General features: G+C 74.3%; 14 protein-coding genes. 1 reads left to right on the top strand and 13 read right to left on the bottom strand.

The window, feature by feature from the left end; translation table 11 throughout:
* Nucleotides 1-179 precede the first annotated feature (179 nt).
* The 8 genes from AB4880_RS15620 to AB4880_RS15585 form a co-directional block, all read right to left on the bottom strand.
* Nucleotides 180-1,004: a transthyretin-like family protein gene (locus AB4880_RS15620; RefSeq protein WP_367920139.1), complete on the bottom strand. Its 825-nt coding sequence runs from the start codon at nucleotides 1,002-1,004 to the stop codon at nucleotides 180-182.
* A 64-nt stretch (nucleotides 1,005-1,068) separates the two neighbouring features.
* The gene (locus AB4880_RS15615; RefSeq protein ID WP_367920138.1) at nucleotides 1,069-1,755 is read right to left on the bottom strand and encodes a hypothetical protein; all 687 of its coding nucleotides are present in this window, start codon (nucleotides 1,753-1,755) and stop codon (nucleotides 1,069-1,071) included.
* Nucleotides 1,752-2,651: a vWA domain-containing protein gene (locus AB4880_RS15610; RefSeq protein WP_367920137.1), complete on the bottom strand. Its 900-nt coding sequence runs from the start codon at nucleotides 2,649-2,651 to the stop codon at nucleotides 1,752-1,754. Before AB4880_RS15610 ends, AB4880_RS15615 begins: the two co-directional genes overlap by 4 nt.
* Complete coding sequence (locus tag AB4880_RS15605; protein WP_367920136.1) at nucleotides 2,648-3,688, bottom strand: VWA domain-containing protein; 1,041 nt, start codon at nucleotides 3,686-3,688, stop codon at nucleotides 2,648-2,650. The genes AB4880_RS15610 and AB4880_RS15605 overlap by 4 nt, the downstream gene beginning before the upstream one ends.
* A complete protein-coding gene (locus AB4880_RS15600; RefSeq protein ID WP_367920135.1) occupies nucleotides 3,688-4,203 on the bottom strand; it encodes a hypothetical protein in 516 nt (171 codons plus the stop codon). Before AB4880_RS15600 ends, AB4880_RS15605 begins: the two co-directional genes overlap by 1 nt.
* Nucleotides 4,187-5,077 carry a DUF58 domain-containing protein gene (locus AB4880_RS15595; RefSeq protein WP_367920134.1) on the bottom strand — a complete coding sequence of 297 codons (891 nt, stop codon included), beginning with the start codon at nucleotides 5,075-5,077 and terminating at the stop codon, nucleotides 4,187-4,189. Before AB4880_RS15595 ends, AB4880_RS15600 begins: the two co-directional genes overlap by 17 nt.
* A complete protein-coding gene (locus tag AB4880_RS15590) occupies nucleotides 5,074-6,108 on the bottom strand; it encodes an AAA family ATPase (protein WP_367920133.1) in 1,035 nt (344 codons plus the stop codon). The genes AB4880_RS15595 and AB4880_RS15590 overlap by 4 nt, the downstream gene beginning before the upstream one ends.
* A gap of 29 nt (nucleotides 6,109-6,137) precedes the next feature.
* Complete coding sequence (locus AB4880_RS15585; protein ID WP_367920132.1) at nucleotides 6,138-6,965, bottom strand: RDD family protein; 828 nt, start codon at nucleotides 6,963-6,965, stop codon at nucleotides 6,138-6,140.
* Between the two features lie 30 nt (nucleotides 6,966-6,995).
* Between AB4880_RS15585 and AB4880_RS15580 the strand changes: the two genes are divergently transcribed.
* The gene (locus tag AB4880_RS15580) at nucleotides 6,996-8,000 is read left to right on the top strand and encodes a stage II sporulation protein M (RefSeq protein WP_367920131.1); all 1,005 of its coding nucleotides are present in this window, start codon (nucleotides 6,996-6,998) and stop codon (nucleotides 7,998-8,000) included.
* Between the two features lie 242 nt (nucleotides 8,001-8,242).
* On the opposite strand, the gene AB4880_RS15575 is transcribed toward AB4880_RS15580, so the two are convergent.
* From AB4880_RS15575 to AB4880_RS15555, 5 genes are read right to left on the bottom strand one after another with little or no spacing between them, the layout of a single operon-like run.
* Nucleotides 8,243-9,580, bottom strand: a complete 1,338-nt coding sequence (locus AB4880_RS15575) for a DUF58 domain-containing protein (RefSeq protein WP_367920130.1) — start codon at nucleotides 9,578-9,580, stop codon at nucleotides 8,243-8,245.
* A gap of 13 nt (nucleotides 9,581-9,593) precedes the next feature.
* Nucleotides 9,594-10,583: an AAA family ATPase gene (locus AB4880_RS15570; protein WP_367920129.1), complete on the bottom strand. Its 990-nt coding sequence runs from the start codon at nucleotides 10,581-10,583 to the stop codon at nucleotides 9,594-9,596.
* Nucleotides 10,580-11,707, bottom strand: coding sequence for a DUF4350 domain-containing protein (locus AB4880_RS15565; protein WP_367920128.1), 1,128 nt, complete (start codon nucleotides 11,705-11,707; stop codon nucleotides 10,580-10,582). The genes AB4880_RS15570 and AB4880_RS15565 overlap by 4 nt, the downstream gene beginning before the upstream one ends.
* Nucleotides 11,704-12,345: a DUF4129 domain-containing protein gene (locus AB4880_RS15560; RefSeq protein ID WP_367920127.1), complete on the bottom strand. Its 642-nt coding sequence runs from the start codon at nucleotides 12,343-12,345 to the stop codon at nucleotides 11,704-11,706. The genes AB4880_RS15565 and AB4880_RS15560 overlap by 4 nt, the downstream gene beginning before the upstream one ends.
* Nucleotides 12,342-13,475 carry a hypothetical protein gene (locus AB4880_RS15555; protein ID WP_367920126.1) on the bottom strand — a complete coding sequence of 378 codons (1,134 nt, stop codon included), beginning with the start codon at nucleotides 13,473-13,475 and terminating at the stop codon, nucleotides 12,342-12,344. Before AB4880_RS15555 ends, AB4880_RS15560 begins: the two co-directional genes overlap by 4 nt.
* Nucleotides 13,476-13,666 lie beyond the last annotated feature (191 nt).

The following is a 13,666-nucleotide window of genomic DNA, read 5'->3' as shown; positions in this document are numbered from 1 at the left end:
CCCCTGCGGCAGCGCCGCGACCGGCCTCCCCCCGGCCGGTCGCGGCGGCGGACGACGACGCGCTCGACCTGGGCGCGGCGGTGCTGCCGGTGCTGATCAAGAGCTACGGCAAGCGGATCGCGATCGGGCTCGCCGTCGTCCTGGGGCTGGCCGCGCTGCTGCGGCGCCGGCGTCGCTGATCAGCTCAGGCGCACGAGCGGCGACGTCGCCTGCTGGGCCCGGCCGATGGTCGGGACCAGCAGGCCCGGCGCCACGGCGTACACCTTGCCGCGGAGCTTGCCCGGCGTGAGCCGGAACCGTCCGACCGCGTCGGTCCGGCCACTGGCCAGCAGCAGGTCGGCGCCGGCCCGCGCCCGGTAGAGCCGGACCTCCTGGTTGCGGGCCAGGACTGCGTTGCCCGCGGTCAGCCGGCCGGCGACCTTGCGGCCGGTCCGTGCGAGGGTCACGGAGCGCCCGATCGTGGGGCAGCCGTCGGTGGTGCGCGGCGCGGTGACCGTGGGGCAGAGGTCGTAGCGGGTGGTGACCAGGTCACGGTCCCGGTCGGTCTCACTCGGTCCGTTGAAGAGCATCACGCCGCTGTCGCAGCCGTCGATGACCGTCGTCCACTCGTCGAGGGTGGCGCCGTCGGGGCCTACGAGCCGGAGCTCCGCGCGCACCTGACGCCCCGCGGGGACCGGCCAGGTCCCGCGCAGCGCATCGGGCACGTCGTCCCAGCGCGCGTACGGCCGCCAGTTGCGGCGTCCGTCGGAGGTGATCGGCGCCTTCTCCTGGAAGTAGACGAGCCCGTCCGCCTCGACCCGCACCCACAGCGAGGCCTGGGCGTCGGCCGCGCCCGTCGTCTCGATCTGCAGCGGCGGGGAGCCCTGCTGGCAGTCCGCCCACGGGATGGCCAGCACCTGGACCGACGGCCCGGCGGCGTGGGCCGGCGTCGCGCCGAGCAGCGGGACGGTCAGGCCGGTCAGGGCGGTGAGGAGGGTGAGCAGGGCAGGGCGAAGTCGGGTCACAGGCAGTACTACGCCCGGGGTGACCGTCCGGTTGCAGCCCGTTGCCGGCTTTCCGACGACGCTGTCACCAGACGTCGGGCTTGCTCAGGTCGTGGTCCTGGTAGAGGTCCTGGTCGTCGTGCCGCTCGCCCTGGCCCCGGCGGTTGTTCTCGTCGAGCCGGTCGCGCTTGGGGTCGGGCTTCTGGTCGGGCTGCTGGGGCTTCGGGTCCTGCGGCTGCTGCGGGTCCTGCGGGGGCGGCGGGTTGTCCTTGAGCTTCTGCCGCAGCCGCTGGTCGACCGCGCCCGCGTCGGAGCTCTGCTTCTTGCCGCGCCCGGCGTCGGTGGGGCAGTGGCCCGCGGCGAGGGCGTCGATGCCGGCCTGCCACGACTCCCGCGCGCTCTCCTTCGCGCCGGCCTCGGCGGCCGCGTCGCCGACCGCCTCGTGCGCGAGTGCGAGGTTGATCCGGACCGTGCACTCCTCGCGCTTCGGCACCGACCGCAGGGCCTCCTCGTAGAGCCGGATCGCGGTGGCGTACTTGCCGTCGCTGTGCCAGGTCGCGCCCTCGTCGAAGGGCGCGATCCACGACTCCATCAGGTTGAGCCTGCGGGTCGACGCGAAGGACGACGCCGCGCCGTCGTCGTCGCCGAGGTCGAACCGCTCGCGGCCCACGGAGTTGTCGTGGAGCATCAGCGCGACCTTGATGACGTACGCCGCGACGAGCAGCGCCGGCAGCAGGCCGGCGAGCAGGAGGATCCGGCGGGTGCGGCTCATCGGGTCCTCCAGACCGCGCGCCAGCCGATGCGCAGCTCGACGAGGACCAGCCCGAGCAGGACCAGCCCGGCGAGCCAGGTCAGCTCGTGCTGGGCCGGCCGGTCGTGACCGCCGTGCCCGTCGGAGTAGGACGCCGCGAAGGCGTCGGCGAGCTTGCGCAGCCCGCCGGGCGCCGTCCGGTGCTCGAAGGGGACGCCGAGCTGGTGCGCGATCCGGTCGAGGTGCTCGAGGTCGGCGTGCGAGATGGCGGTGTCGTCGGTCGTCGGGTCGCGGAGATAGCCGAGCGAGGTGTCGAAGTCGTCGGACTGCGGCATCGGCCCGCCCTGCGTGGTGCCGTAGCCGAGGACGGCGCCACCGGCGACGAGGTCGCGGACGTCGCCGAAGTCGTGGCCGGCCTCCTCGGCGGCGCTGCCGGTGTCCTCGCCGTCGCCGACGTAGACGACGATCCGGCGCCGGTCGGGGCTCTGGTCGGCGGCGCGCTTGAGCACGTCCTGCAGCTCGGGCACCGGCCGGTCGGCGCGGGAGCCGGAGCCGTCGGTCGGCCCTTCGAGGTAGAGCGTCTCGACGGCCGCGTCGAAGGCGGACGTGTCGGTGGTGAACGGCATCAGCAGCCGCGCGTCGGCGCCGAACGCCAGCATCCCGAAGCGGGCGCCGGGCAGCTCGTCGGCGAGCGCCTTCAGGTCGGCCTTGGCGCCGATGATCCGCGGCGTGCGGCCGTCGTAGTCGAGCGCCGCCATCGAGCGGGTGCGGTCGACGACGACGAGCACGTCGAGGTCGGACAGCTGGGTCGGCACCTCGGTGTGTCCCACCCCCGGCCGGAGCAGGACGGCGACGAAGGCGAGCACGATCGCCAGCCGTCGTACGACGGTCAGGGTGGTGGCACGCGACGGACTCATCCGCGTCCCTCCCGCCGGTCGCGCAGCACCAGGACCACCTGCGCCGCCCACACCAGGACCAGCCCGGCCAGCCCGATGCCCGCGATGATCACGCCGGCGCGCGGCCGGTCGAGCACCTGGACGACGGGCGGCCGGTCGATCGGCGTCGCCGCCAGGTTGCCGATCGCGTCGATGACCGCGCCTGCGCCGCCGTCGCTGCCGAGCAGGGAGAAGGTGCCGCCGGTGCTGGTGACCGCCGACTCGAACTCCCGGACCGCCTCGGGCCGGCGCGCGGTGTCGGGCGCCGCGATGCCGTGGACGACGACGTCGGCGTCGGCCGCGACCTGCGCGGCCTCGGGCAGCGTGTAGATGCCCCGGCCGACCGGCTCGTTGTCGGAGGCCAGCACGATCGCGCGGCTGCGCTTCTCGTCGCGGCGGTCGAAGCGCTGCACGCACGACGCGAGCCCGTCGCCCATCTGGGACTGGATGTCCCAGTCGATCACGGTGCCGGCGGTGAAGACGGCGAAGGCGTCGGTGATCACCTTGCCGTCGCCGAACGCCTTCTCGGCGGCGTCGAGCTGTTGGACGACGTAGTCGTAGTCGTCGGTGAGCGGGAAGATCGTGATCGCCGCGCCACTCCAGATGGTGAGCCCGACCCGCTCGCCGCGCAGCCCCTCGACGATGGTGCGGAACTCACGGACCACCTGGGCGTCGACCTCCGCCATCGACCCCGACGCGTCGAGGCAGAGCACGATGTCGCGGGTGCGGTCGTTGCGTTCCATCGTCTGCCGCTGCTGCGGCCGGGCGGCGAGCACGATCGCGCCGGTGCACGCGACCAGCGCCGCGAGGGTGAGGCAGGCGCCGAGCGCGACCTGCCGCCGGACCAGGGTCCGGTAGCGGGGGAGGGCGCGCAGCCGCGCCGTGTGGGCGACGTACGACGCTCCGGCACGCGAGGGCCGCCAGGTGCGCAGCCACACCGCGAGCAGCACCAGCACCAGGACGGCGAGGCCCACCGCCAGCCAGGGCCAGCGGAGCTCGGTCGACGCGTCGGTCCACATCAGCCGACGCTCCAGCCGGCCACCAGGCCACGGGAGCGGTCGACCGCGGTGTCGAAGAGCGAGCGGGCGAGCGCGTCGTCGGGCGCGAACTCGGGCGGGTAGACCAGCTCGATGACGTCGACGAGCTCGCGCGGCGCACGGTGGTGGAAGTCGGCGAGCGCCATCGAGCGCGCGGGCAGGACGGTGACCGCGGCGACGTAGGAGCGGACGATCTCGCTGAGCTCCTGGTGGCCCGCGCGCGGGGTCAGCTCGGCGGCGCGGACCTGGGCGTCGATGCGCTCGATCCGCGCCAGGTGCGCCGCGCGGACGTCGGGTACGTCGACGCCCTCGCGGGCCAGGCCCGCCGGACGCGGCGGGCGGGTGAGCCACCAGCTGAGCAGGAAGTAGAGGACGACGGCCGCGGCGAGGCCGACCGCGATCCAGAGCCAGCGGTCGTCGTAGGCGACCGGGCCGGTGAACTCGTCGGGGACCCCGGCCGACACGGCGGCCCAGGCGGCGCTAGCGACGACGCGCATGGCGGTGCCTCTCGAGGACGCGGAAGACGGCCGTGATCGCGGAGTCGGGGTCGCGGATCGCCTCGTGCGCGATGCCGAGCTGGTCGAGCCGGCGCCGCAGCCGCTGCGCCTCCTCGCCGACGAGTGCCGCGAACTCCGCGCGCAGCCGGGCGTCGCGGCGCAGCCAGCCGGGGACCTCGGCGCCCGCGTCGACGTCGACCAGCCGGCGATCGGCGACGCTCTGCTGGGTCGGGTCGAGGTCGCCGACGGTGAGGAAGAGGACCTCGTGCTGGGCGGTGAGCCGGCGCAGCAGCCGCACCGCCTCCTCGGACAGGGCCGTGTCGTCGGTGACGATCACCAGGATCGTGCGCCGGCGGATGGTGCGGATGACGTGGCGCAGCAGCCCGTCGAGGTCGCCCGGCGGGCCGTCGGGGGCGATCGCGTCGTGGACCGTGCCGAGCAGCCGCTCGAGATGCAGCTCGCCCGAGCGCGGGCGCTCGGCGTGCTTGCGCCGCGCATCGCCGTGGACCAGCGCGACCAGGTCGCCGTGCTGGACGGCGAGATAGCCCAGCACGCCTGCCGCGAGGACCGCGAGCTCGCGCTTGGCGACATCGGCGTCGTTGAGGGCCGCCATGCTGCGGCCGGTGGAGACGCACAGCAGGACGGTGTGCTTGCGCTCGGCGACGTAGCGCTTGACGAGGAGCTGGCGGCTGCGGGCGGACGCCTTCCAGTCGATGTCCTTGACGTCGTCGCCGCGGACATACTCGCGCAGGTCGTTGAAGTCGATGCCGCGCCCGACGTGGACCGCCGCGTACTCGCCCTCCAGCAGCCCCCGCACCTTGCGGTGGGCGTGGATGGACAGGTGCGACTTGATCCGCGTCAGGTGGGCGGTCACGGCGTGGGCACCGCCCGGAAGACGGCGTCGATCACCGTCTCCGGGCGCACCCGGTCGGCGAGCGCCTCGAAGCTGAGGTGGAGGCGGTGGCGGAGCACGCTGTGCCGCAGCTCGCGGACGTCCTCCGGGATGACGTAGTGGCGGCCCTGGACGACGGCCATCGCGCGCGCCGCCTGGAAGAACGCGATCGAGCCGCGCGGGCTGGCGCCGATCTCGACGTAGTCGCCGAGCTCGGGACCGAGCAGCCCGGTGACGTCGCGGGTCGCCCGGACCAGGCTGGTGATGTAGCGGCGGATCGCCGGGTCGACGTAGACGCGGCGAACCAGCTCCTGCAGCTCGGCGACCTCGTGGGTGGTGATGACGGGGGCGAGGTCGCTCATGTGCTGGCCGAGGGTGCCGTCGTCGATGCGCTCGAGGACCATCAGCTCGTCGTCCGCGCCGGGGTAGTCGACGATCTCCTTGAGCAGGAAGCGGTCCATCTGGGCGTGGGGGAGGACGTAGGTGCCCTCCTCCTCGATCGGGTTCTGCGTCGCCAGGACGAGGAACGGGTCGGGCAGCCGGTGGATCGTGCCGGCGATCGACGTCTGCCGCTCCTGCATCGCCTCGAGCAGCGCGGACTGTGTCTTCGCGCTGGCCCGGTTGATCTCGTCGAGCAGCACGAAGTTGGCGTGGACCGGACCGAGCTGGGTCTCGAACTCGTGGCGCCGCGGGTCGTAGACCTGGGTGCCGATGATGTCGCTGGGGAGCAGGTCGGGCGTGCACTGGATGCGCGAGAAGCGCGCGCTCACCGCCTGCGCGAGCGTCGATGCCGCCAGCGTCTTCGCCAGCCCGGGCACGCTCTCGAGCAGGATGTGCCCCTCGGCCAGCAGCGTGACCAGCAGCGCGGTGCGGACCTTGTGCTGGCCCACGACCCGGCTCGAGAACGCCTCGGAGACCTTGCCGATCGCCTCGCGGGCACGGTCGAGCTCGGCCTCGGTCAGCGGCGAGCTCGGGTCGGCCGGCGTACGCCGGGCGGAGGGGGCGTGGGTCATGGCGCCGAATCTACCCAGCGGACCCGACTTCAGCCCTCGGAAAGCAGCCGGGCGCGCAGCTCGTCGTCGCGGCGCAGCCGGGCGAGGTCGCGGGTACGGCGCTCGGCGATCACCGCCGCGAGCACCAGCTCGGGCGGCGCCCCGGCGGGCGGCGCGGGCGCGACGTACGGGAGGACGTCGGCGACGAGCGCCCGGCCGATCCGGTCCCGCGACACCGGGTCGAGGGTGGGCAGTCGGCCGAGGAACTGCCGGACGGCGAGCGCGGTGCCCGTCGGCAGCGTCGCGAGGTCGGTGCCGCGCGCCCACATCGCGAGCTGCGGCGGCATCGGCGGCGGGGGCGGCAGGCGCAGCGGGACGCGCTCGCGGACGACGTACGTGCCGGCGGCGTAGTCGCCCAGCCGCTTGCCGCGGGTGCTGAGCATGATCGAGAAGAACGCCGGCACGCCGCCGGTGACGTAGATCTCGACGAAGCCGATCAGGGCCCGCACCAGCGCGTGGTGGAAGCTGATCGGCCCGCCGTCGTCGCGGACCGCGCGCAGGCCCAGCGCCAGCTTGCCGAGTGAGCGGCCGCGGGTGAGCGTCTCGATCGTGGTCGGCACGACCAGGAAGGTCAGCACCATCGTCAGCACGACGCCCGCGCCGACCAGCGCCTCGTCGTGCGCGACCGCGGTGGCGGTGACGAGCAGGATGATGAACGCGATCAGCGTCCCGATCGTCACCAGGACGTCGATCAGCCCGCTCAGCATCCGCAGGCCGAGCGAGGCCGCGGGCAGGTCGAGCGCGACACCCTCGCCGGTGACCAGGTCATCGGCGGTGACGGTGGCGAAGGTCGCGGTCGGGTGCTCGGTTGCGGACATCGCCCGCAGCCTACGTCGTACCCTGTGCCCGTGCCGCGGATCGATCTCGATGCCTATGTCGCGGCCCACGCCGGGTCGTGGGTCCGGCTCGAGGAGCTGCTGCGCATGCGGCGCCGTACCGGTGCGGAGGCCGACGAGCTGGTCGACCGCTACCAGCAGGTCGCCACCCACCTGTCCGTCGTCCGGACGTCGGCGCCGGACGGCGAGCTCGTCGCCCACCTGTCGTCCCTCCTCGGCCGCGCGCGGATCGCCATGCTCGCCGTACGCGTGCCGAGCTGGCGGGGCGTCGGCCACTTCTTCACCGAGCAGTTCCCCGCCGCGCTCTACCGGCTGCGGTGGTGGTGGCTGGGGTGCGTGGCCGGCAACGTCCTCGTGACCGGCCTGATGATGTGGTGGCTGTCCGCGCATCCCCGGGTCGAGCAGAGCCTGCTCTCGCCGGCGGAGATCGACCAGCTCGTCAACAACGACTTCGCGAGCTACTACAGCGAGAACGCGGCCGGCGCCTTCGCCACCCACGTCTGGATCAACAACGCCTGGGTGAGCGCGCTCTGCATCGCCCTCGGCATCCTCGGCCTGCCGATCCTGTGGCTGCTGTTCCAGAACATCGCCAACCTCGCGATCATCGGCTCGATCATGATGCGCCACGACCGCGGAGACCTGTTCTGGGGACTGATCCTCCCGCACGGACTCCTCGAGCTCACCTGCGTCTTCGTCGCCGGCGGCGTCGGCCTGCGCCTGTTCTGGTCGTGGGTCGAGCCCGGCGAGCTCACCCGCGCCGCCTCCATCGCCCGCGCCGGCCGCACCGCGGTCACCGTCGCTCTCGGCCTCGCCGTCTGCCTGCTGATCAGCGGCATCATCGAGGCGTTCGTGACCCCCTCGCCGCTGCCGACCTGGGCGCGGATCGGGATCGGCGTGGTCGCCGAGCTGGTCTTCCTCGCCTATGTCTTCGTGGTCGGTCGGGCGGCGGCGTCGCGCGGTGCGACGGGGGACATCTCGGCGGCGCTGCTGGAGGACCGGGTCGCGACGCAGGCGTGAGCTGGGCTGGTCGGGTGGGCTGGTCGGGTGGGCTGGTCGGGCGGGCTGGTCGGCGGGGCCGGTGGGGCGGCCGCCCGCTGCTTGCGCCGCCGCCCGCTGCTTGCGCGGAGTCGTGTGCCTGAGAACGCCTGTGGGCGGGTTCTCAGGCACACGACTCCGGCGGCGGCACCTGTCACGTCGTCATCGGCGGGGATCGCACGAAGCAGGTTCATCGGATCCCCGCCGATCCGCCGCGCCGCCTGCTACAGCAGACCCTGCGCCTTCAACGCCAGATAGTGGTCGGCCAGCGCCGGCGCCAGCCGCGCCGCGTCCGCGTCGACCACGTCGACGCCCAGCCGCACCAGCACGTCCCGCATCCGCGCGCGCCGGTGAAGCTCCTGCGCCGCGGCCGCGGCGTCGTAGACCGTGTCGGCGGTCGGCGCCTCGTCGCCGGCCGCGACCGCCTCGGCCAGGCGGGTGAGCTCGGGGTCGCGCACGGATGCGAGGACGACGCGGTGGTGGCGGGTCAGCGCAGGCAGGACGGGGAGGAGGCCGTCGGCGATGGCGGAGGGCTCCAGCGCCGTCAGCAGGACGACGAGCGCCCGCTGCCGCCCGAAGCCCTGGACCGCCCCCGCGAGCAGGTCCCAGTCGGCCTCGGCGAGCACGGGGTCGAGGTCGGCCATCTGCTCCTGCAGCCGCGCCGCCACATCCCGTACGCCGTGCAGCCGCTGCCGCGCCCGCACCTGCCGGTCGCCCGCGACGAAGTCGATCCGGTCACCTGCGCGCGAGGCCAGCGCGCCGAGCAGGAGGGCGGCGTCCATGGCGGCGTCGAGGCGCGGCTCGCCGTCGGTGTCGGGCTCGTCGGCGGAGCGGGAGACGCGGCCGGCCGAGGTCCGTGAGGTGTCGAGGAGCAGGACGACGCGGCGGTCGCGCTCCGGCTGCCACGTGCGGACGACGACGTGCGGCGTCCGCGCCGAGGCCCGCCAGTCGATCGAGCGGACGTCGTCGCCCCGGACGTACTCCCGCAGCGAGTCGAACTCCGTCCCCTGCCCCCGCACCCGTACGGCGGCGCGCCCGTCGAGCTCACGCAGCCGCGCCAGCCGCGAGGGCAGGTGCTTGCGCGACTCGAACGGCGGCAGCGCCCGCACCGTGCCGGGTACGGCGAAGGTCCGCTGGCGGCCGGCCAGCCCCAGCGGCCCCCACGAGCGGACGGTCACGCCGGCCGCGCGCAGGTCGCCACGGCGTCGCGGCAGCAGGGGAGTGGTGAGGCGGCGCTGGTCGCCCGGCGCGAGCCGGATGCGCCAGCGGTTCGAGGACGCCCCGGCCGACGGCTGCCAGGCGTCGCGCACCTGCAACCGAACCGTCCGCGACCCGCCGTTGGCGACGACGAGGCCGGACGACGACGGGTCGCCGAGCCGCACCGTCCCCGGCCCGCGCCGGGTCAGCGAGACGCGCGTCGGAGCAGGGGTGAGCAGCACGTCGACGACCACGAGCACGAGCACGACCAGCACCCACAGCAGCAGCGTCCCGGCCGACGGGCGCAGCACGACCGCCGCCACCCCCAGCAGGAGCAGCAGCGGCACGCGCCCGGAGATCACCATCGGGGTGCGCCGGTCAGCGCGGCACCGGAACGGAGCCGATGGCCGACGCGAGCACCTGCGCGACGTCGACGCCCTCGAGCTCGGCCTCCGGCCGGACACCGAGGCGGTGCGCGAGCGTCGCCTGGGCGAGCGCCTTGACGTCGTCGGGGGTCACGAAGTCGCGGCCGGACAGCCACGCCCACGCGCGGGCGGCGCGCAGCAGCGCGGTCGCGCCGCGGGGGCTGACGCCCAGCGAGAGGGACGGCGACTGCCGGGTCGCGCGGGCGATGTCGACGATATAGCCGGCGACCTCGGGCGACACCTGGACGCGTCGGACGGCGGCCTGCCCGGCCTCCAGGTCGTCGGCTCCGGCCACGGCGGTCACGCCCGCGCCCGCGACGTCGCGCGGGTCGAAGCCCTCGGCGTGGCGGGTCAGGATGGTGACCTCGTCGGCGCGCGGCGGCACCGGCAGCACCACCTTGAGCAGGAACCGGTCGAGCTGCGCCTCCGGCAGGGGATAGGTGCCCTCGAACTCCACCGGGTTCTGGGTGGCCGCGACGAGGAAGGGCCGCGGCAGCGGGCGGGTGACGCCGTCGGCCGAGACCTGGCCCTCCTCCATCGCCTCCAGCAGCGCGGACTGCGTCTTCGGGGGCGTCCGGTTGATCTCGTCGGCGAGCAGCAGGTTGGTGAAGATCGGCCCCTCGCGGAAGCTGAGCTCGCCCGCGGAGGAGTCGATGACCAGCGAGCCGGTGATGTCGCCGGGCATCAGGTCGGGGGTGAACTGCACCCGCCGGGTCTGCACGCTCAGGCTCGCCGCGAGGGTGCGGACGAGCAGCGTCTTCGCCGTCCCGGGCACGCCCTCCATCAGCACGTGCCCGCCGCACAGCAGCGCGACGAGCAGGCCGGAGACGGCGGCGTCCTGGCCGACGACGGCCTTCGCCACCTCCTGTCGTACGGCGAGCAGCCGCTCGCGCACCGCGTAGTCCCCGGCTCCGGGGTAGCCGGAGTGGATGGTCTGGGTCATGCGCGTCGTACCTCTCTCCTCAGTCGGGCCAGGTCCTGGGCGAGCCGGACCAGCTCCTGGTCGTTCGCCGGGGGCATGCGGTCGTCGTCGAGCAGCGCGGCGACGCTCTCGACGGGGGCGCCGAGCTGGCGCGCGGTCGCCTCGACGACGGCCGGTGTCGGCGCGGTGCGGTCGAGGCCGAGCACGCCCGCCAGGTCGTCGCGGGCGGCGCGGCGCAACGCCCGCGCGGCGTGGCCGCGGTCGCCGCTGCGGCGATACATCCGGCCGCGGCTGCGGGCCGTCTCGACGGCGCGGACCACGACGGGCAGCGGCTCGACGCTCAGCGGACCGAGCCGCCGCGCGCGCCACAGCAGCAGCGCGACCAGCGCGAACCCGAGGAGCCACAGGCCCGGCTGGATCCACGCCGGTAGCAGCGAGCCCAGCGTGACCGCGTCGCCGGACGTCGCGTCGGCGGGATCGGGGACGTACCAGACCAGGCGGCGGTCGTGCCCGAGCAGCCGTAGCGCCACTGCCGCATTGTCGGCGCGGGTGATCTGGTCGTTGGTCAGCGCCTGGCCGGCGCCGAAGAGCACCAGCGCGTCGTCGACGGTGTGGCAGATCCGTCCGTCGTAGGACGTCGCGGAGTCGACCTCGAGCCGCAGCCCGTCGAGCTCGGGCAGCCCAGGGCAGTCGACCGGCGCGCCCTGGGGCTTCTCCGGCAGCGTCTGGACGTCGGACTCGATGGTGCGCGCCACCGCGTACGACGGCTCGACCAGCACGATCCGCGCTCCGTCGGCCCGGCCCCGCAGCCGCTCGAGCGTGCTCGGCGCGAGCAGGTCGGTGTCGGTGACGACGACCGTCGCATCGGCCCCGAGCTCGGTGTCGTCGAGGTCGGCCGCCGAGCGGACGATGGTGACGTCGACGCCGTCGTCGCCGAGGACCTGGGCGAGCGCCTGGGCGCCGTCGGGGGTGGGATTCTGGGGGTCGGCGAATCCGCCGTGCCGCTCGGCGCCGCGCGAGGCCCAGATCGCGACGACCACGGCGAGCAGCACCGCGCCGGCGACGAGCAGCCGCCGCCGCGGCCGGCCCTTGGCGGGCGGGGCGGCGGGGTCAGGCGTGGCCGTCGCGCCGACGTCGGCGCTCACCGGCGCACCCGCCCGGCCAGCGTGTCGTCGAGGCGGAGCAGCTCGGACGCCTGCTCGCGGGTGGCCGGCCGCTCGCCGTAGAGGACCTCGTCGAAGAGGTCGGCCCCGTGTAGCACCGCGGCCCGCTGCTCGGGGAAGACCGCGACCAGCGCGGTCGCGAGCTCGTGGGCGGTGGCCTGGGGGAGGTCGTCGATCCGGTCGCGCTCGATCTGGCGTACGGCGGTCGCGCGGAAGGCGTCGACCAGGGCGGCGGACGCGTCGCCCGCGGTCAGCGCGGCCTCGGCGCGGGCGCGCAGCTGGTCGGCCGAGATCCGCTCGCCGTCGAGAGCCGGGCGGGCCGCCGCGGCGCCGTGGGCGGTCACCCGGGCCCGGCTGACCAGCAGGCCGACCCCGACCAGGATGCCGATCACGACGACGGTCGCGGCCAGCGCGGTCAGCGGGGAGGAGCCGGTCGTGGCGTCGACGGTGTCGCTGACCAGCCGCTCGAGCCAGCGCAGCAGCCGGTCGACGAGGTCGGTGTCGTGATACTCCGGGCGGGCCAGCTCACGGCGCAGCTGGGCGCGCGCCTCGTCGCCGCTCGGATCGAGCGGGGGATCGAGGCGGGTCCCGAGAACGGTCACCAGGGCCGGGAGGATCACGACGGGATGATCCCCGCCTCACGCATCAGCTCCACGTCGAAGGCCTCCTTGCGCATCCGGAGGTCGACGTACTGGACCGACGCGACGGTGGCCTGGAAGGGCGTGACGAACGCGGTCTGCACCAGCAGTGCGAGCGCCTGGGTGAGCACGAGCAGGAGCGCGCCGTACGCGGGGGCGAGCGCGATGCCGACATTGCCGATCACGCTGATCGGGGCCGAGATGAGGTTGCCGGCGAAGCCGGCCGCGATCACGGTCAGCAGCCCGATGCCGAAGGTCCGCCAGAACTGCCGGCTGGTCAGGCTCCAGCCGCGCCCGATGGCGGCGAAGAGGCCGATCGGCTCGAGCATCAGGGCCGGCACGGGGAGGTAGTAGACGCGGATCCACAGCCAGCAGCACAGGGCGAGGAGCGCCGGCAGGGTGAACACGAACCACAGCACGATCGGGGCGACGCTGTTGAACACGACGACGACGACCACCGACACGCACCCGTAGATGGACAGGAGCAGGAGGAAGCCCACGTTGAGCAGCACGCTCAGCCCGAGCAGCCGCCAGCGCTTGCCCCGCGTCGCAGCCCACGCCTCGCCGAGCCCCAGCCGCCGGCCGACCGCCGCCGCGCGCGTGACGTGGGCGATCATCCCCGTCACGAACACCACGCCGAGCTGGGCGAGAAGGATCGACACGAGCAGCGAGCCGTAGGCCGCCAGCAGGGCCAGCGCGTCGGACGTGCTGACGTCGCTGCCGAGCTCGCCCGAGGTGTCGTAGGTCAGCCCGACGGTGAACGTGAGGACGGCCGTCACGACGATCGGCAGCAGCATCGCCAGGCCGGTCACCAGGAAGGCGGCGCCGACGGTGGCCTTCGGGTTGAAGCGGATGATGCGGAAGGCGCCGTCGTACATCGCGCCGAGGGTGAGCGGGCGCAACGGCAGCGCGCCCGGCTTGTGGGCCGCGCCGAGGAACATCCCCGGGCGGGGCCCCGGAGCACTCGGATAGGGGGCGTAGCCCGGCGCCGGGTACGGCGTCGCGGGCGGCGCCGAGGGCGGCGGGGGAGCGCCGTCGTAGGGCGTGCGGACGGGCTCGTCGGGCACGGGTGCGCCCGGCGGGGGGAAGGGGTGGGCGGGCCCGTCGGTCATGCCCGTCATCCTTGCATCCGGGTCCGACGAAGAAACGTCGATACCGATTTGGATGGCTGCCGGAACTCTGCCAAGATGTTCCGGTTGCCTCGGCTGGTCGTCGGGGTGCGGCTACATCTTGACTACTGAATCGTGTCTCCCCTGCGGAGCGATCGAGTCCCTGCACTTCGAGGGCCGATCCAGCCGCGGCG

This window comes from Nocardioides ginsengisoli (assembly GCF_039537225.1).
GTDB classification, from domain to species: Bacteria; Actinomycetota; Actinomycetes; order Propionibacteriales; family Nocardioidaceae; genus Nocardioides; species Nocardioides ginsengisoli.
Note: the sequence above shows the minus strand (reverse complement) of the source record. Positions and strands in the feature narration are given on the sequence as shown.